Genomic DNA, 18,554 nt, shown 5'->3' with positions numbered 1-18,554 from the left:
GGTGCCCGCCTTGTCCCGGCTCGCCGCCACCGAAACGAAACTGTTCTTCCGCGAGCCGATCGTCGTGTTCTTCGCGCTCGCGTTCTCGCCGGTCCTGTTCGGCGTTCTCGGCCTGATCCCGGCGTTGCGCGACCCCGGACCGGACGGAGTCCGGATGATCAGCCGGTACCTGCCGATCGTCGTCGCGATGGGGGTCGCGCTGTTCTCGCTCAGCGGCCTGTCCCAGCTGTTCGCCTCCTATCGCGAGAAGGGCGTGCTGCGGCGGATGCGGCTCACCCCGGTGAAACCGACTGTCCTGCTCGGTGCGCAACTGCTGATGGCTGTGGTGCTGTCGGCGGCATCCACGCTGGTCATCCTCTTAACTGGATGGCTGGCCTTCGGTATCGACCTCCCTCGGCAGCTGCCCGGGTACCTGCTCAGTTTCGCCCTGCTGGCACTGGCGCTGTTCGCGATCGGATTGCTGGTCGCGGCGCTCGCCCGGTCCGCGAAAAGCGCCAGCGCGGTCGGTTCCCTGGTGTTCTTCCCGCTCGTGTTCTTCGCCGGACTCTGGCTGCCGCGCGCCGACATGAACGACGTGCTGCGGACGATCAGCGACCTGACGCCGCTCGGCGCGGGCGTACAAGCGTTGCAGGACACGGCTTCCGGGAATTTGCCGCAGCTGCTGCACCTCGGCGTCATGCTAGGGTGGCTTGTCGTGGCCGGGGGCTTGGCCGCGCGCTATTTCCGCTGGGAGTGACTGGTGGGCATCGAGGGGGAGCTGCGCGAAGAGTTCGACCGCTGGGAACGCGCACAGACGGCGACCTTCACCGTGCTGCCGTACGTCCTTCTCGCGGTGAGCGTGAGCATTACTTTTCTACAGTTGCCCGTGGATCTTCCGGCGGTACTGGGTCTTTCCGCCGCTGCCGCCCTGTGGCTGCTGTGGTTCCACACTCTCCATCCACCCGCATTGCGAGCGGGATATTACGCGGGCCTGCTGGCGATCACGGCGGGCTTGGCAGCTCTCGCGCCGTGGTACGGGCTGTTCGCCTTTGTCGGCTACCCGCAAGCATTCCAGTATCTGACCGGACGCTGGCGATACGCCGGCGCCGCGGTCACCGCGGTGGTCTCGGCAATGGCCTTCTTGGGCGGAATCGCCAAGATCGGCGCGGAAAATCTCTGGTGGGTGTGGCTGGGCGTCAGCGTGCTTTCGATCGCGCTGGCGGGAGCGGTGTTTTATTTCGTGGACATGGCCTACCAGCGGAACGAGTTGCAGAAACAGGCGCTTGCAGAGCTGCACGAGGCAAACCGGAAACTGGAAGCAGCCTTGGCCGAGAACGCCGGACTGCACGCGCGATTGCTGGTCCAGGCTCGCGAGGCCGGAGTCCTGGACGAACGGCAGCGGATGGCGCGGGAAATCCACGACACCCTCGCCCAGGGCCTGGCCGGAATCCTGACGCAGCTGCAAGCCGCCGAACAAACTGCCGCCGAACCGGAAGCGCTGGGCCGCCACGTGGCGAACGCGACGAACCTGGCCCGGGAAAGCCTGGTCGAGGCACGCCGGACGGTGCACTCCGTCGAACCGTCGGTGCTCGCCGAAGCCCGGCTCCCGGAGGCGATCGGCGAGGTGACCAGGAACTGGTCGGCGGCCACCAGCGTCGACGCCGTGCTCACCACCACCGGCGACGCCCGCCCCATGCACACCGACGTCGAAGTGGCTTTGCTGCGGACAGCTCAGGAAGCACTGGCGAACGTCGCGAAGCACGCGCGGGCGAAGCGGGTCGGCCTGACCCTGTCGTACATGCCGGACCTGGTCACCCTCGACGTCCGCGACGACGGCGTCGGCTTCGAGCCGAATGCCAAGCGCGCCAACGGTTCCACGAACGGCGGCTTCGGCCTGTCCGGAATGCGGCAGCGGGTCCAGCGCCTCGCGGGACGCCTGGACATCGAATCGGAACCCGGCCGCGGCACGGCGATCTCGGCGACCGTGCCCGCCATTCCGGCTGGAGGTGCGCGGTGATTTCGCTGCTGATCGTCGACGATTACCCGGTGGTGCGCGACGGCCTGCGCGGTATGTTCGGCGCCGACTCGCGGTTCGAGGTCGTCGGCGAGGCCGCGGACGGAGCCACCGCGATCGCCGCCGGTGAGCAGCTTCGCCCGGACGTGATCCTGATGGACCTGCGAATGCCGGGAACCGACGGTGTCACCGCGATCAAGGAATTGGCGAAGCGCGGTGTCTCCGCACGAATCCTGGTGCTGACGACGTACGACACCGACGGCGACGTCCTCCCTGCGATCGAAGCGGGAGCCACCGGCTATCTGCTGAAGGAAGCGCCCCGGGAGGAGCTTTTCCGCGCGGTCGAGGCCGCGGCGCAGGGTCAGGCGGTGCTGTCGCCGACGGTCGCGACGCGCTTGATGGGGCAGCTGCGGCAACCGGTGCCGGATCTGTTGTCGGACCGCGAGATTGAGGTCTTGCAGCTGATCGCGAAGGGCGCGACGAACCGCCGGGCGGCCGAGCAGTTGTTCATCAGCCAGGCGACGGTGAAGACGCACCTGCTGCACGTCTACGCGAAACTCGGCGTGAACGACCGCGCGGCGGCGGTGGCTGCGGGGTTCGCACAAGGGTATTTGACGCTGTAAGGCTAGATCGGCGCGTGCAAGGTGAGTTCGAACGGGGCGAATCCGCGGCCGCGGTAGAAGCCGATGGCGGATTCGTTCGTCGCATAGGCGGTGACGCTGGCTTGATTCGCGCCGGATTTCCTGGCCCACGCGAAGAATTCTTCCGTCAATGCGGTGGCGACACCGGTTTCGCGATGTGCGGGGTCGACGCGCAGGCTCTCCAGCACGCCGACCACCGCGTCCGGCCGGAGCGGGTCGGGGCGGCGGATCCGGCCGATCAGGTGGCCGATCGCGGAGCCTGCGGCGGAGAATGCCAGCAGGCAAAGGGAATCGTCGCGGCGCACTAGGTCCGCGAAGTAGGCGGCGCCTTCGCGGCGCGGCCAGGCGACATCCAGGTACGGATCCCGCCGCCCGCCGTCCTCGGCGAACAGGCCGGTTGCCGAGGCGACGAGCTGCGGCACGGATTCGGGCGTGGCGCGGACGACGACAGCGTTCATGAAGAAAACGCTAACCGGTTCGATTAATCTTGCAAATATCGAATTTCCGGCGATAAATCAAGCCGACCAGACCCGCTCCCCGCCGACCCACGTTTCCCGTACCTGCACCCGGTCCAAGGCCTCCGGGTCGGCCGCGAACGGATCCTCGGCCAGCACCGCGAAATCGGCCAGGAACCCGGGCGCGAGCTGTCCCTTGGTCGCCTCCTCGCCGGACGCGTAAGCCGACCCGGTCGTGTAAATCCCGAGCGCGGCTTCCACGCTGATCCGCTGCGAAGGCCCGAACACCTCGCCGTTCGGGGCCAGCCGCGTGACGCAACTGCGCAATGCGTACAGCGGCGGGAACGGCCCGCACGGATGGTCGGACGAACCGGCCACGGCGACGCCGGCGTCGAGCATCGAGCGGTGGGCGAACATGCGCTCGACGCGCTCCGCCCCGTAGTACTTGGTCAGTTTGTCCCCGTGCGCGGCGGCGTAGTTCGCGAACGGCACCGCGACCATGCCGTGGTCGCGCATGCGCTTCAGGATCTCGTCGTCAATGATGGAACAGTGTTCGATGCGGTGCCGCGGATCCTCGCGCGGGTTTGCGGCTTGGGCCTGGTCCACGGCGTCGAGGACTCGGCGGATCGCGCGGTCGCCGTTGGCGTGTACGCAGACTCGCCAACCGGCGTCGTGCACGTGGCGCACGGTGTCGGCCAGTTCGGCGGCGCTGACGCGCTCCAATCCGTAGCTGTCGGTGCCTTCGATGGGCTGTTCGACCAGGCAGGTTCCGCCGTTGACAGCACCGTCGGCGAAGGTCTTGACACCGCCGAGGCGCAGCCGGGTTTCCGGGGTGAGCGGGGGGTCGGGGAGGGCGCGGAAGTAGTCGAAGTGGTCGTAGGCGGCCAGCGCGTTGACCCGCAGGGTGAGCTGGTCCTGGTCGGCCAGGTGGCGCAGGACCTGCCATTCGGTGCGGCCGACCAGCGCATCGCCGACCGAGGTGATGCCCGCGGCGTGCAGCGCGGCGGCGTGCCGGGTGAAGGCGGCGGCCAGGACCTCGGTGGACGGGTCCTGCACGATCGTGGGGCGCGGGGTGAAAGCGGGAAACGCCAGGTCGTAGAGGGCTTGGTCGTGGATGACACCGTCGAGGCGGCCGGCGGCGTCGCGGCCGAGGTGACCGCCGGGCGGGGGTTCGCTCGAGTCGGTGAGGCCGGCGAGGGCGAGGCCGGGGGAGTTGACGACGCCGGCGTGCAGCGTCACGTGCACGACCAGCACCGGGTGGTCCGGGCAGGCCTCGTCCAGCTCGGCGCGGGTGAGTTCGCGGCCGCCGTTGCTGCGGAAAGAGTCGTAGCCGCAGCCGATGACCCATTCGCCGGGCGGCGTCGCGGCGGCTTGTTCGCGCAGGGCCGCGGTGAGGTCGGCGGTCGAGCTGATCCGGGACGGCGACAGGTCGACCTGCAGGGACTGCGCGGCGACGACGGTCGGGTGCTGGTGGGCGTCGTTGAAGCCGGGGATGACGGTGGCGTCGCCGAAATCGTGCAGCTGCGCGCCCGGGAACTCGCCGCGCAGGTCGGCGACGGCGCCGTGCGCGACGATCCGTTCGCCGCGCATCGCGAAGGCAGGCGGTTCGGCGCCGGTCATGGTCACGATGCGCCGGGCGGTGACGATCTGCACGGATTCCGGTGCGGACACGAGGTTCCCTCCAGGGTCGACGGCTGACCGCGCGGCATCGTGTCCACAAAGGACGGTGTGGCCCCGGTGCCGCACCGCCGATTCTAGGGGCGCGGCGGGCCCGGGCGCATCGTCGAAGCTGGTTGCGGCATTCGGGTGATCTGGGTCCCACCCGGGCGAACTCCGGAATGAGAACCGGCTCCGCGGCGGTGTATACGCTGGAAGCACCGGGCGCCTGGCCCGGCTCCCGCGGCGGCAGGAGGCTCGCATGTCCGGCATCGGCGGTGCGCGGGCCGCGCTCAGTGCCGCGGCCGAGCCGTGGGAGATCCAGGTCGGCCGCGACCTCGCCGACCGGCTCGACACCAAACCGCCTTCCCGCTGGTCCCGGCCGGGCGCGGCGGCGGAGGACCTCGCGGACCTGGTCGGCCCGGGCGAGGTGGTCCTGGCCCCGTCGGCGACGCGGCCGTCGAGCGACGGCGTGGTGTGGACGCCGGAACAGGCGCTGGGCGCGGGCGCGCGCGGGGTGGCGCTGTGGGTCGACGACCTGCCGTACCCGCGCATCGTCGGCGCGATCCCGTACCCGGAGCTGATCGCGGTCGAGCACGCGATGGCGGGGAAGCACGCGTGCCTGGTGCTAACCGGTGTCCGTACGACACTGGTTTTCCGCTACCGCTCGTGGGCCTGGCCCGCGGTCGCCGACCTCCTGACCCACGTCCGCTCGCGCGCGCACCGCCCCGGCGCGCCGGAACCGGCGCACGCGGGCCCGCCCGCCCTCGGCTGGGAACGGCTCCCGGCGTCGCCGTTGGTGGCACTCGGACATCCCCGGCATACGCGCTACCTCGGCGCGGAACCGGAACTCCCGCAACGCTGGCTGTGGCAGCAATCCCGGCCCGCAGCGTTCGTTGTGCTGACCCGGCAGGAACTGGTGGTGGTCCGGCATGTGCTGGGCCGGCGGCCGCTGACGCACGGCGTCCAGTTGCTGGCGGTGGCGCGGAACCGGATCACCGGCCTCGGCACGCGGGGCGACCGGTTGCGGATCGCCGCGTCGGGGAGCCGGTACGAGGCGGACCTCGGCGCCGAACTGGCGGAGGAAGCCCGGTCGCGGTTCGAGCCCATGCTGCACGCGGACGGTCAGCGGCGCGTGGTGCGGAGGGCGTCGAAAGCTCCGCAGGCCTGATCGCCGCGGAACCGGATCCTGGGCGAGAGCACCTTTTTCCGGCGGGTTGTCACAAACCGGGCGGTCGTCCGGTCTTAGCCGACGATCTGGCTGTGCGACTCCCGAGGAGAACCCATGAGCTTGGCCCCTTCCGCCCGTCTCGACGAGGCGGTCCCTTCGCGGTACGCGCTGAAGGTCGGCGACATCGAAGTGCTGGTGATCAGCGACGGCGTGCTGCCGATCACCGCCGAAACGCTGGCCACCAACGCCGACCGTGCCGATCTGGCCGCGTGGCTGCGCGAGATGTTCCTGCCGCCGGAGATGATCGACTGGCCGCTGAACGTCGCCGTCGTGCGCAGCGGCGGCCGGACGGTGCTGATCGATTCAGGCCTCGGCACCGAATTCCCGGGCTTCCCGCGCGCCGGGCAGCTGGCGATGCGGCTCGTCGCGGCCGGGATCGACCCGTCGTCGGTGACCGACGTCGTGCTCACCCACCTGCACATGGACCACATCGGCGGGCTGCTCGTCGAGGGCCTGCGCGGCCGGCTGCGCGAGGATCTGCAGGTCCACCTCGCGTCGGCGGAGGCGGAATTCTGGCAGGCGCCCGATTTCTCGCGGACGGTCATGCCGGAGCCGATCCCGGAGGTGCTGCGCACGACGGCCACGCGGTTCCTCGACGTGTACCGCGGCCAGCTGCGGCCGTTCGAAACCGAGCACGAGGTGGCGCCGGGCGTGCGGATCTGCCGCACCGGCGGGCACACCCCCGGCCACAGCATCGTCCGGCTGGAATCCCGCGGCGAACGGCTGACGTTCGCCGGTGACGCGGTCTTCCAGCCCGGGTTCGACAATCCGGACTGGTACAACGGGTTCGAGCACGACCCCGAGGAATCGGCCCGGGTCCGGGTCCGGCTTTTGACGGAGCTGGCCGCCAGCGGGGAGCAGCTGGTGGCGACGCACCTGCCGTTCCCGTCCGTCTGCCACGTGGCGGTCGCGGGCAACGCGTTCCGTTTCGTGCCGGCGGTGTGGGACTACTGAGCCGGTCTTCCCCGGGTACGGTTTCGCTCCGCATCCGGGGACTTCGGCGCGATCTTGTGGTAAGCAATCCGGCTATGCGCGGAAAGATGATGCGCGGCCTGGCAGTCGCCGCGATGAGCCTGCTGACCTGTCTCGTCGCCGCACCGCCGGCGCCGGCCGCACCGGAGCCCAAGGCACCGCACGAATTCGTCGCCCTGCGCGACGTCGATCCGACCATCGTGCAGGAGATCCGGTACATCACGCCGCACAACTTCACCGGCGCGCCGGTCGACGGATACCGGCAGCCGATGTGCATCCTGACCCGGGACGCCGCCGTCGCGCTGCACAAGGCGCAGCTGTCGTTCCTGCGCCAGGGCTACACGCTCAAGGTCTACGACTGCTACCGCCCGCAGCGCGCGGTCGACAACTTCGTGCGCTGGGCCGAGGACCTGTCCGACCTGCGGATGAAGGACGAGTTCTACCCGCGCGTGGAGAAGGACCGGCTCTTCGCGGACGGCTACATCGCGGCGAAATCCGGCCACAGCCGGGGAAGCACGGTCGACCTGACGCTCGTCCGGCTCCCCGCGTTCCCGACCCGGCCGTACCGCCCCGGCGAGCCGCTGACCCCGTGCTATGGCCCGAAAGCCGAGCGATTCCCGGACAACTCGATCGACATGGGCACCGGTTTCGACTGCTTCGACACCCTCGCGCACACGCTCGACCCGCGGATCGTCGGGAAACAACGGGAAAACCGGATGCTCCTGCTGCACGGCCTGGAGCGGGCCGGGTTCAAGAACCTGCCCGAGGAATGGTGGCACTACACGTTCCAGCCGGAGACGTTCCCGGACACCTACTTCGACTTCCCGATCTCGCGGCGTTCGCTGAGCGGCCGTCCGTTCTAGGGCAGGCGGGTCGCGACGACCGCGGCGACGGATTTCGCTGTGTCGCAGATGGCGGTGAGGTTTCCTTTGCGGGCTTCGTCGGTCATCTCGACGAGTACGACTTCGTCTCGTTGTTCCGGGGTGCCTTCGAGTGGCGGAAGCGTCGGCGAGTAGGTGCGGTGGACGAGGGTGACGTCGCAGGTGTCGCCTTCGCTCTCGTGCGGATCGACGTACGCGAGGTGTCCGCCGACGGTCGTGCGCGTCTGGCCGTCCGGCGGATCCTCGGCCAGCGGCCACTGGCGGTCGTAGTACAGGTCGACCGACTTCGCGTCGTGTCCCCACGAGCAGGCCCAGTTCGCGAAATGCCGGTCGACCGGGTAGTCCGGTCCGGCGGTCCGGCGGAGCGTGGCGTCGTCCACCAGCGTGCAGGCGTCGGTCCGCGCCAGCGAACCCGGCTGGAACGGCTGGGCCCGGCGGGCGATCGGGCCGCGGGCGACGCGGGCGTAGGCGTCCCCGACGACGGCGTCCGCCATCGCGCACAGTTGCGGTGCGGCCGCGCCGTCGGAGCGGACCGAACTCACCGTGACGACCGAGAGGTCCGGCAGTGTGAAGGAGCGACGGCATTTCCCGGCGTCGGGATTCGGCCGCCGGATCTCGCCGAGCTTCCCCCGGACCGGCGGCACCTGCGGGTACTGCTCCGGTTCGGACAGTTCCAGGCTGGTCACGATCGTGCCGCTGCGGTCGGGCAGGGACGTGTTCAGGTCGCAGCGCGCGAACGTGCCGAGGTTCGGTTCGAGGAAGACTTTGCCGTACTGGCTCAGGGAATTCACCGACAGCAGCGAGCACGGATCCGCGGTGCGCGGGTCGCCTAACAGGTCTTGCGCCGGCGGCGCGGCGGTCGCGTTCGCGGGCGGGGTGTCGTCGCGGGTGAAGATCAGAAACCCGGCCGCCAGAAGGACAACCGCGCCGAGCGCCGCGCCGATGATCACGGGACGCCGGGGTTTCTTCGCCGCTCGCGGCACTGGCGCACCGCGCAGGAAGGTCTCGACCTCGACCGCGGTCGGGCGTTTTTCCGGCTGACGGCTGAGCATCGCCTGCAACGCGGGCCCGAGCGCACGAGCGTTGCGCGGCGGCTCAGGAGTTCCTTCCGCGGCTCGGCGCAGTTGCGCGAACGGTCCGTTTTCCCCGCTGCCCCAAGGAGAAGCGCCCTCGACAGCTGCGAACAGCGTCGCCCCGAGCGAGAAGACGTCCGACGCGGCGGTGGCCGCTTCGCCGTTCGCGACCTCCGGCGCGAGGTACCCGGCGGTGCCGCCGACGCGGGCGCTGTCGGTGAGCGTGACCTCGTGCCCGCGGGAGATGCCGAGGTCGGCGAGTTTGGCGGTGCCGTCGTCGGCGACCAGGACGTTGCCCGGGGTGAGGTCGCGATGCACCATGCCGCGGGAGTGCATCGCGGCGAGCGCGGACGCGATCTGCACGCCGATCGCCGCGGCCCGTTCGGGAGCGAAGACGCCGTCGGTGTGCACGATTTCGGCCAAGCTGCGCGCCGGGAGGTACTCCATGACGAGCCAGCGGTCGGTGCCGTCGGAAACGGAGTCGTACACCGCGACGATGTTCGGATGCTGCAGCGCCGCGCCGAGCCGGGCCTCGCGGCGGATCTGCGGTTCGTCGCCGTCGAGCGAACGCTTGAGCGCGACCGTACGGCGCAGTTCGAGGTCGCTCGCCCGCCAGACGACACCCATCCCGCCGGCCCCGAGGCGTTCCTCGAGCCGGTAACGTCCGGCGATCACCTGCGGCGCAGTCACCGCGACAGCCTAAGCCGCGCGTTCCCGGGTTGTCCTCCGGCCGCCCGGAGTCCTCAGTTCTCCTTCGCGGCGCTCTTGCGCAGTTGCCTGCGCACCAGCGGCCAGAACGCGGCGATCACGGCCAGCGACACGATGCTGGTCCACACCTGGGTGCGGGCGGAGTCGTCGGTCAGCAGCATGACCACGATGATCGCCACGACGCCGACGACGGTCAGGATGCCGAGCCACGGGTGCAGCCACATCTTGAGCTTCAGCCCGGCGCGTTCCTCCGGCGTCATGTTGTGCCGCATCCGCATCTGGGTGAACGCGATGAACGAGTACACGAACAGCGCGACCAGTCCGGCGGAGTTCATGATGAAGTCGAAGATGCCCGAGTCGGGCGCGACGAAGTTGACGAAGACCGCGATGTAGCCGCCGATCGTGCAAGCCGCCACCGCGACGACCGGCACGCCGGATTTGCTCTTCTTCGCCACCGCGCGCGGGGCCAGCCGTTTCTCGGCGAGCGCGGAGAACATGCGTCCGGCGGAATAGAGCCCGGAATTGAGCACCGAACACGCGGCGGTGAGCACGACCGCGTTCATCACCAGACCCGCGCCGGGCAGCCCGAACAGCGTGAAGGCGTGCGCGAACGGCCCCTCCTGTTTGGGATTCGGCAGCTGGTTCCACGGGACGATGGTGACGATCAGCAGCACGCCGCCGACGAAGAACAGCAGGATCCGCCAGATCACCGTGACGACCGCCTGCCGCACGCCCTTGGCCGGATCCTCGGACTCGGCCGCCGCCATCACCGCGATCTCGGTGCCGAAGTAGGAGAAAATCACGATCGCGACGCCGCTGAGCACCGGCCACCAGCCGTTCGGCGCGAAGCCGCCGTGCTGCCAGAGGTTCGGGATCGAGAAGCTCGCCTTCGGCCAGAGCCCGAACGCGAACAGCGCGCCGACCGCGAGGAACACGATGATCGCCGCGACCTTGATGCTCGCCAGCCAGTACTCGACCTCGCCGAACGACCGCGCGGACACCAGGTTCGTGGTGGTGAAGAACAGCAGCAGCACCACCGAGAACACCCACTGCGGCACGTCCGGGAACCACCCGCCGAGCACGGACCCGCCGACGACCGCCTCGAACGCGATCACGCCGATCCAGTAGTACCAGTAGAGCCACCCGACGAGATATCCCGCCCACTCGCCGAGCCCCACCCGGGCGTACTCCATGAACGACCCGATCGCGGGCCGCGCGGCGGCCATCTCGCCGAGCATCCGCATCGCGAGGAAGACGAGCAGCCCGCCGATCAGATAGGAGACGACGGCGGCGGGCCCGACGGCGCGGACCACGTTGCCGGAGCCGACGAACAGGCTGGCCCCGATGATCCCGCCGAGGGCGATCATGGTGATGTGCCGGGAGCGCAGCTTTTTGGGGTCGCTGGCGGAGGTTGCTGCTGTGCCAGGGGTGGTGTGGTGCGGGGTTGCTTCGGGGGTGTTCGCGGGCGGTTCGGCTGTGGCTGAGGTTTCGCGGGCTGTGTGCGCTGGTGCGGCTGCTTCGCCTGAGATTGCCTCGCCTGCGGCCGCCTTGCCTGGTGCGGCTTCGGCTGGGGTCGCGGTGCGGGCGGTTGCTTCGCCCGGCGTCGGCGCCTGTGCGGTCGCGCCTCCTGCGCTCGACTCGGCCTGGGTCGCCGTGCGGTTGGTTGCCTCGGCCGGCGTTGCCGCGCGTGTGGTCGCGCCTCCTGCGCCCGACTCGGCCGGGGACGTCGTGCGCGAGGTGGCTTCGGCTGGGGTCGCCGTGCGGTCGGTTGCCTCGCCCGGCGCCGCCGCGTGTGCGGTCGCGTCTGCGCCCGATCCGGCCGGGGACGTTGTGCGTGAGGTGGCTTCGGACGGGGTCGCGGTGCGCTCGGCAGCCTCCGCCGGGACAGCATTCCCTGCCGCTGCCTCGCCCGAGGCCGCCTCGCGGGGGCTCTCCGGGCTGCCTTGGCCCTCTTCGGTGATCCGATCAGCCATCGATCGATCTTCCTCTCGTCCAGCCGTGCCGTCCCGCGGCGCCGCCCCGCCGACAACGATGTCGGAACCGGCCGCGGAGCCGGGCCTCGCTGACGCGGGACAGTCTGCGGCCGCCGGGTCCGTCGAGGCTAGGTGCGACAGGGGGCGGATGCTGGGCGAGAAAGTTGTCGATCATCCGAATGGAGCAACAGTGTGTGCCGGATTTGTCGGATATCGGCAAGCTGGGGTGCGGAATCAGGCCCGCTGGAAGTCCGCCAGCGTCGCCGTGATCTGGTATTTCGTGCTCGCGGCCACGCGGGGATTCGTTGCCGCATAAGCGGTGTACGCGTTGAGTCCGGTGCTCAACGCGTATCCGTGCCCGCGCGTCCAGCTGTCCTCGTCGAGGCCCGACTCCGCGCGAAAGATCTCCCGAGCCGAAGGCGGGAGGAGCGTCCATGCGATCAGCGCGTCGCAAGCCGGATCGCCGACGCCTAGTCCGCCGAAGTCGAGGACGGCGCTGATCTGTCCGTCCGCCAGCAGGAGATTGCCCGGGTGCAGGTCGCCGTGCACCCACACCGGCGGGTGCCGCCACGGCGGTGCGGCGAGCGCGGCGTCCCAGACCGCGGTCAGTGCGGCGCTGTCGAAGACGTCGGCGGTCTCGGCGATCGCGGCGCGCGTTTCGGCGTCCCGGCGGGCGAGCGGTGCGCCGATGAACCCGTTGTGCGGTCCGGCGGCGAGCGAGGGATCGGCGGGGATCCGGTGGAGCGCCGCGACGAACCGCGCCAGTTCGGCCGCGATCCGGTCCGGGCAGGCGAGCCCGCCGATGTCCGGGGGCGAGCCCGGCAGCCACCGGGACACCGACCAGTGCCACGGATAGCCTTCGCCCGGCGTCCCGAGCGCGATCGGCTCGGGAATCGCAAGCGGCAGGTGCGGCGCGAGCCGGGGGAGCCACCGGGATTCCTTCTCCGGCTGCCCCGCCGCCCACTCGCCGCGCGGCAGGCGCACGGACAACTCGTCCCCGAGCCGGTAGAGGACGTTGTCCGAACCGGCCGGTTCGAGCCGCGACAGCGGGAGGGCGGCCAGTTCGGGCAGTTGCGCAATCAGGAGGCGCTTGACCAAGGTTTCGTCGGCGGAGTGCGTTGCGGGCAAAGGCAAGTCTCTCGGTCAGGTGCCCCGCACGCCCGGGACGTTCGCCTCGATCAGACCACGCCGTCCGGTGTCCGTCCACTGGATTTCGCACCCGAGGCATCGGGAAAGGCTTGCCCCTCAAGGGTTTCCCTGGGCACACGCGGAGCCGCATCGCGCGCCCGAGCCAACCGGTTGACTCACGGGTCCGCCCGGCCCGGAAGCCCCGGCCGGAGCGCCGACGGCTGACGGCAGGCGTTCACGAAAGCGGCCACCGCCGGTGCCGGTTCGGTGCTGCGGTGCAACAAGTGGAAGTCGGTCGCGCGGCCGGGTTCGGCCAACGGCCGGTACACGACTTCCGGAACCGCGGCCCGTTCCACGCCCGCCGGGACCACCGCGATGCCCACCTTCGCGGCGATCAGTGCCAGCACGCTCAGCGTGCTGTCGGCGCGAAAACGGGACGGCGGGTCCGCCTCGCGCCGACGCGGCCACGGCGGCGCGAGGTCGCCGTCGCCGATGATGTACTCGATGTGTTCCTCCCCGGCGAGCTGCTCGACGGTCAGCGTCCGGTGCCGGGCGAGGCGGTGCCCGGCGGGCAGCGCGACCAGAAACGACACCGAGCTGGCCGGAGCCGAGGCCAGCCGCGGTTCGCCGGGCGGAGCCGGGAGCGCGCTGAACCCGACGTCCAGTTCGCCGGCGAGGATCGCGGTGCGCTGAACCTGCGGCCCCGCCTCCCGCAGCTCGATCCGGACCAGCGGGCGTGCCTCGTGGAACTCGCGGATCAGACCGGCCAGGAGGCCGCCGAACACCACGGCGCCCGCCACGCCGATCCGGACGCTCCCGGTCTCGCCGCGCAGGGCGGACCGCGCGGCGTCCTGTGCGCGTCCGGCCTGGGCGAGCACTTGCCGCGCTTCGATCAGGAACGCCTGGCCGGCCGGGGTGAGCCGGGGCCGCCGTCCGGTGCGCTCGAACAACGGCCCGCCGAGTTCGTGCTCCAGGTCCCGGATCTGCATGCTCAGCGTGGGCTGGACGACGTGCAGCGTGCGCGCGGCCGCGCTGAACCCGCCCTCCTCGGCCACCGCGACGAAATAGCGCAGGTGCCGCAGCTCCATCCCGTCTCCTATCAGCAGGACTGATCAGTGAATCAGAAACAAGTGTTTGAGCTTATCGCTCGCTCGGGGCCATCGTGGAGGGACAGACCGACGAACAGGGGCAGCGATGCGGATTGTCACGCTCGAAGAACACTGGACCGACCCGGCGGTGACCGCCGCCGGCATGCCGAATCTGCTGAACCACGTGCCCGGCTACGCCGCGGCGTTCGACCCGGACACCGGGATGCCGTACCCGCGGTATCCCGAACTCCTGGCGGACCTGGGCGCCGCCCGGATCGCCGACATGGACCGGCACGGCATCACCACGCAGGTTCTCTCGCTGGTCAACACTTTCCTTCCGGCGGACGTCGCACCGGAATTGACCGCCGCGGCCAACGACACCATGGCCGAAGCGGTCGCGGCGTTTCCCGGCCGGTTCGCCGCGTTCGCCACCCTGCCGACGGCCGTCCCCGCCGCCGCGGCGGACGAATTGCGCCGGTGCGTCGGCGAACTGGGCTTCGTCGGCACGATGATCATGGGGCGCACCGACGACGAATTCCTGGACGAGCCGCGCTTCGATCCCATTCTGCGCGCCGCCAGCGACCTGTCCGTGCCGATCTACCTGCACCCGGCCCCGCCGCCGGTGGCGGTCAGCGAAGCCGATTACGCCGGAGGGCTCTCGCCCGCGGTGTCGGCGGCGCTCCGGCTCCCCGCGTGGGGATGGCATCAGGAAACCGCCGTGCACTTCCTGCACCTGGTGCTCACCGGGGTTCTCGACCGTTATCCGGGGCTGCAGTTCATCCTCGGCCACTGGGGCGAATTCATCCCGTTCTACCTCGACCGGCTGGACGAGAGCATGCCCCGGCGGATGACCAAGCTCGACCGGACCTTCCGCGAGTACTTCCGGGACAACGTGTTCATCACCCCGAGCGGCATGTTCAGCCAGGCCCAGCTCCGATACTGCGCGGACACGGTCGGCGCCGACCGGATCCTCCATTCCGTCGATTTCCCGATGCTCGGCAACGAGGGCGCCGTGTCGTTCCTGACCGAATCGCATCTTTCCCATGAGGATCAGGAAAAGATCGCCCACGGAAATGCCGACGCGCTGCTCGGTCTCGGCTGATTCCTTTCGCGGCCGAGGGTCAGTGCGGCTGGGAGAGGTCTCCCGGACGGAAGGCCTCCGCGGTAGTGCTCACCGGCGCGTCGAGTTCGGCTTTGTGCTCGCGCGGATAGACCCAGCGCAGTGTCGCCGTCGACCCGGGGCCGGAGAAACCTATCTCGTAGAAGATCATTCCGTCGCTTTGATAGCCGGAAATCGAGTAGTGGTCGCCTTCGTCCTTGCGGTAGGTCACCCGGCCGGACTGTGCTTCCGTCTCGGCGGCCGCGTCGGCCAGTGCGGCGGCGACGGTGCGGCCGCCTGAGTTGGTGCCCCAGACGGTCATGGTCGCGTGGAGTGGCTTGTTGGCGAACGTCATTCCGTCGCCGTTTTCCGGGCTGTACGGTGCCGCGGTATATCCCTGGGGAACGCGTGTGGTGAAGCCGAACCGGGGGTTGGTGTAGGTGGTGCTGGCCGCCGGAGCAGACGAAGACGGCGTCGAGGGCGCCGGGGAAGTCGCTCCGACGCCCAGCATTGTCAGGAATTTCGGTTGCAGCAGGTCGCTGATCTCGGAATAGGGGAGGACGACCGTTTCTTTTCCGGCCGCCATGATGCATCCCAGTTCGTACCACACCATTTCGAACTGGACCCCGGTCTTGGTGAATCCGATCGGCGGCGCGGGCACGTGCCCGCGGCCGGGAACCCGGTCCGCCGCGTCGACGGTGGTTTTCCGGCCGGTGTCGTAGCCGACGGTCGGCTCCCGGCAGAAACCGGCCTGGGTGTGCGGGTCGATGCGGTCGGTCAGCGTTTTCATCCCGGCCGCGGTCAGCGCTTCGGGCCGGAACATGTCCTGGGGGCCGAGCGGGTTCCCGGTGGCGAGGTCGACGTTCACGGTTTCCGGGAAACGCCAGGTCGTGTGGGAGAGGACATTCGAATCGAGACCGTGGTCGTAGCGAACGGAAAGCAGGCTCGGCGTCTGCAGCAGGATCTGCGCGGTCGTGTGCGCCGCGGGCGTGTCCCCGGTGTCGGTGAACTGCTGCCGCCAGTCCGGATTGGCGCGTGCGTCGCGGATGGCCTTCAGCCGTTTGTCGATCGGGGCGCGCAAAGCGTCGTTGACGCGTTTCCGCACCGCGGCGTCCGGTCCGCCGGACACTTGCGGATACTGGAGGTCGTAGGTGATCGGGAGGGCTTGGTCGCGGCCGGAATCGGTCTGCATCGCGACGGTGAGCGCCGCGGGCGCGGGCGGGTCGTCCTGGCGGTTGAAGACCAGGATTCCGCCGGTGACCAGTGCGCTGACGACCACCAGCACCGCGACGACCTTGCCGACGATCACCGCGGTCGCCCCGGCTCCGGTGCCCGTGGCGGTCGGCACCCCGGCTCCGGCCGCGACCGCGCCGGCGCCCGCTCCGATCGGCGCGGCGGCGGTGCCCGCGGTGGCCAGGAGGGCCAGCGGAGTGAGCGCGGTCAGGGCGGCGGACGCGGCGGCCAGGCGCTTCCAGCCGCGCTTCTCCCAGTTCTTTCCGTAGGCCTTGCGGGCGACGGTTTCCAATTCGGACACGAAAGCGTCCGCTGTGGACGGTCGCCACGCCGGGTCCTTGGCCATGCCGCGCGCGATCAGCGGCCGGAGTTTCTCGGGTACCGCGTCCAGCGGCACCGGCGCCATCTGGTGCAGCGAGCGCAGTTCGTCCGTGGTGGTCGCCTCGAACGGCTGGTGTCCGGTGATGCATTGGTAGAACACGCAAGTGGCGGCGTACACGTCGGTGGCGGGCTGGCCCGGTTGTCCGGCCCACTGCTCGGGTGCCATGTACGACGGCGACCCGGCGGTAAGTCCATTGTGGCCGTCCAAAGTGGCCAGTCCAAAGTCGACCAGTTTCGACTGGCCTTCTTGCGACACCAGCACGTTTCCCGGTTTGTAGTCGCGGTGGACGACCCCGGCGGCGTGCGCGTCGGCGAGTCCGAGCAGCGAGCCCTTGAGGATGGCCAGCGCGGATTCCGGTTCGAGGACGTTCTCCGTCGCCAGAAGCGCGCGCAGGGACACGCCGGGCACGGCCTCCATCACCAGCGCGGCGCCCTGCGGTGTTTCGACGAAGTCGAACAACCGCACGACGTGCGGGCTGCGGACGCCGGACAGCAGCCACGCCTCGCGCCGGAACCCCGCCGCGATGTCCGGGTCGGCGAGGTACTCCGCGAGGAGGTACTTGATCGCCACCATCCGGCCGGATTCCTGGTGCTTGGCCAGCACGACGCGGCCGAAGCCGCCCACGCCGAGCACGTCGACCTCAGTGAACCCGGGCACCCGCCAGTCGCTCATCCCCGCCGCTTCCCCTCTCCGCGAGGCTGGTCGCGGTCGGCGAGATCGTACTCCGGAGATGTGGCATCCGGAGTGGAGTTGTCACATTTGTGCCTCGGTCGTGGGATCCGAAACTGGACGCGCCTCGGGGTGCTGATGTGTCGGCGAACCGGGGCTCAGGAGGCGGATTCCTTGCTCGGTGGTGCGGTAGCGGACCGTGCGACCGGACCGCTGCCCGGTGACCAGGCCGTTGTCGCGCAGGACCCGGAGGTGCTGCGAAACCGCGCTCGGCGACACGTGCAAGGCTTCGGCGAGGTCGGTGGTCGTGGCGGGGGAGCGCAGGGCCTCCAGCAGTTCGGCGCGACGCCGGCCCAGAAGGCGGACCGCGTGCCCGGCAGGACGGCGCTCGTCGGCTGTCCACAGTGCACCGCTGCCTCGCGCCGGGTAGCGGATCGTGGTCTGGGTGGTGGTGTGCAGTTTGATCATCACCCACGGCGGCCCGAGCACGACGGGGGAGAGGACCAGCCCGCCGACGGGGCGTCCGGGCGAAGGACGGTTGTCGCCGTCGAGGACGAGGCGGCCGTCGTGCCAGTTCAGCCTGGCGTGCAGGTCGGTGAACAGACGGCCCGCGCCGCCGTCGGCCCATTGTTTGGCGCGGTAGGCGATGTCGGCGTCGAGGACCGCGCGCAGCCGGGCCCAGTGCGGTGCGATCAGGCGGTCGTGCGCCTGGCGCAATTCGGCAGCGATGGCGCGCAACCCGGCCGCAGGGTCGTCGGCGAGCGCCTGGGCCGGGCCTGGCAGGCGATCGCCGAAGACGCCGTGCAGACTTCGCCGGACCTCGCCCGGGGTGGTCCGGCACATCGCGGCGAGCGCCTCGTCGATCGTGCTAGCCGCGCGCGCCGGGGCGGGCAGGAGGAACTGCGGCCAACTGGCCCGGCCGGTGACCAGCAACGGCCAGGTCAGCCGGAGGTCCAGCGGCTGCGCGGCGAGTTGTGCGGCGGCCCAGCGGGTCCAGCGTTCGTGCCGCGCCCGGCCCCAGCACCCGGCGAGGGCCTGCAGGCCGGAGACAGTTTCGGACAGCGGCGAGACAGCGAGCCTGGTGCCCGCGAGGTCGCCGGTGCTCAGATCGAGGGTGAGCGGCACGTCGCGATTATGCGGCAGAAGGCGGCTTGTTCGGGGAACCGGCGGGCGGGGTTTGGCCTTCGCTGGTCGAGGGGCCGCGCTTGAGGGCGGGCGGGTGAGGTCTTGTCTTCGCTGGTCCGGGGTGGTTTTTCTGTGGGTGCGGTGGTTGTGGTCTTGCCTTCGCCGGTCCAGGCGTGGTCTTTCATCCTGCGAGGCTGTGGCCTTGCCTTCCCCGGTCAGGGGTGGCTTCTCAGCGGGTGCGGCGGTT

Annotated in this window: 15 protein-coding genes; 7 read left to right on the top strand and 8 right to left on the bottom strand. The window is 70.2% G+C overall.

The features are described 5' to 3' along the window. The first annotated feature begins 1 nt into the window (after position 1). The 3 genes from DMP23_RS45640 to DMP23_RS45630 are packed head-to-tail and all read left to right on the top strand — an operon-like array spanning position 2 to position 2,616. A complete protein-coding gene (locus DMP23_RS45640) occupies positions 2-736 on the top strand; it encodes an ABC transporter permease (RefSeq protein WP_134662319.1) in 735 nt (244 codons plus the stop codon). Positions 737-739: 3 nt separating this feature from the next. Further along, positions 740-1,996 carry a sensor histidine kinase gene (locus DMP23_RS45635; protein WP_337824973.1) on the top strand — a complete coding sequence of 419 codons (1,257 nt, stop codon included), beginning with the start codon at positions 740-742 and terminating at the stop codon, positions 1,994-1,996. After that, positions 1,993-2,616 carry a response regulator transcription factor gene (locus tag DMP23_RS45630; RefSeq protein WP_337824972.1) on the top strand — a complete coding sequence of 208 codons (624 nt, stop codon included), beginning with the start codon at positions 1,993-1,995 and terminating at the stop codon, positions 2,614-2,616. Before DMP23_RS45635 ends, DMP23_RS45630 begins: the two co-directional genes overlap by 4 nt. 2 nt (positions 2,617-2,618) lie before the next feature. Here the strand turns inward: DMP23_RS45630 and DMP23_RS45625 are convergent, their stop codons facing one another. Further along, on the bottom strand, positions 2,619-3,092 hold the full coding sequence (locus DMP23_RS45625) for a GNAT family N-acetyltransferase (protein ID WP_337824971.1): 474 nt from the start codon (positions 3,090-3,092) through the stop codon (positions 2,619-2,621). Positions 3,093-3,149: 57 nt separating this feature from the next. Next, entirely contained in the window at positions 3,150-4,760 is a 1,611-nt protein-coding gene (locus tag DMP23_RS45620) for an amidohydrolase (protein ID WP_337824970.1), read from the bottom strand. A gap of 247 nt (positions 4,761-5,007) precedes the next feature. Between DMP23_RS45620 and DMP23_RS45615 the strand changes: the two genes are divergently transcribed. The 3 genes from DMP23_RS45615 (at position 5,008) to DMP23_RS45605 (ending at position 7,811) form a co-directional block, all read left to right on the top strand. Beyond that, on the top strand, positions 5,008-5,916 hold the full coding sequence (locus tag DMP23_RS45615) for a hypothetical protein (RefSeq protein WP_337824969.1): 909 nt from the start codon (positions 5,008-5,010) through the stop codon (positions 5,914-5,916). A gap of 114 nt (positions 5,917-6,030) precedes the next feature. Beyond that, complete coding sequence (locus DMP23_RS45610; RefSeq protein ID WP_037813090.1) at positions 6,031-6,930, top strand: MBL fold metallo-hydrolase; 900 nt, start codon at positions 6,031-6,033, stop codon at positions 6,928-6,930. Positions 6,931-7,004: 74 nt separating this feature from the next. Further along, entirely contained in the window at positions 7,005-7,811 is an 807-nt protein-coding gene (locus DMP23_RS45605; RefSeq protein WP_337824968.1) for a M15 family metallopeptidase, read from the top strand. On the opposite strand, the gene DMP23_RS45600 is transcribed toward DMP23_RS45605, so the two are convergent. The 4 genes from DMP23_RS45600 to DMP23_RS45585 all read right to left on the bottom strand — a co-directional run bounded on the left by DMP23_RS45600 (position 7,808) and on the right by DMP23_RS45585 (position 13,799). After that, positions 7,808-9,592, bottom strand: coding sequence for a serine/threonine-protein kinase (locus tag DMP23_RS45600; RefSeq protein WP_337824967.1), 1,785 nt, complete (start codon positions 9,590-9,592; stop codon positions 7,808-7,810). The genes DMP23_RS45605 and DMP23_RS45600 overlap by 4 nt on opposite strands. A 53-nt stretch (positions 9,593-9,645) precedes the next feature. Beyond that, complete coding sequence (locus DMP23_RS45595; protein ID WP_051728983.1) at positions 9,646-10,998, bottom strand: amino acid permease; 1,353 nt, start codon at positions 10,996-10,998, stop codon at positions 9,646-9,648. Positions 10,999-11,817: 819 nt separating this feature from the next. Further along, positions 11,818-12,717, bottom strand: a complete 900-nt coding sequence (locus tag DMP23_RS45590; RefSeq protein WP_337824966.1) for an aminoglycoside phosphotransferase family protein — start codon at positions 12,715-12,717, stop codon at positions 11,818-11,820. Positions 12,718-12,887: 170 nt separating this feature from the next. Next, positions 12,888-13,799, bottom strand: a complete 912-nt coding sequence (locus tag DMP23_RS45585; protein ID WP_275292838.1) for a LysR family transcriptional regulator — start codon at positions 13,797-13,799, stop codon at positions 12,888-12,890. 106 nt (positions 13,800-13,905) lie between these two features. Here DMP23_RS45585 and DMP23_RS45580 point away from each other — a divergent pair, with 106 nt between their 5' ends. Continuing rightward, positions 13,906-14,901 carry an amidohydrolase family protein gene (locus DMP23_RS45580; RefSeq protein WP_337824965.1) on the top strand — a complete coding sequence of 332 codons (996 nt, stop codon included), beginning with the start codon at positions 13,906-13,908 and terminating at the stop codon, positions 14,899-14,901. Positions 14,902-14,920: 19 nt separating this feature from the next. Here the strand turns inward: DMP23_RS45580 and DMP23_RS45575 are convergent, their stop codons facing one another. Together DMP23_RS45575 and DMP23_RS45570 are read right to left on the bottom strand one after the other, a co-directional pair. Beyond that, positions 14,921-17,185: a protein kinase domain-containing protein gene (locus DMP23_RS45575; RefSeq protein ID WP_337824964.1), complete on the bottom strand. Its 2,265-nt coding sequence runs from the start codon at positions 17,183-17,185 to the stop codon at positions 14,921-14,923. Positions 17,186-17,266: 81 nt separating this feature from the next. After that, positions 17,267-18,307, bottom strand: a complete 1,041-nt coding sequence (locus tag DMP23_RS45570; protein WP_337824963.1) for an ArsR/SmtB family transcription factor — start codon at positions 18,305-18,307, stop codon at positions 17,267-17,269. Positions 18,308-18,554 lie beyond the last annotated feature (247 nt).

The sequence above is a fragment of the Amycolatopsis sp. A1MSW2902 genome (assembly GCF_017312175.1).
Classification (GTDB): domain Bacteria; phylum Actinomycetota; class Actinomycetes; order Mycobacteriales; family Pseudonocardiaceae; genus Amycolatopsis; species Amycolatopsis nivea.
Note: the sequence above shows the minus strand (reverse complement) of the source record. Positions and strands in the feature narration are given on the sequence as shown.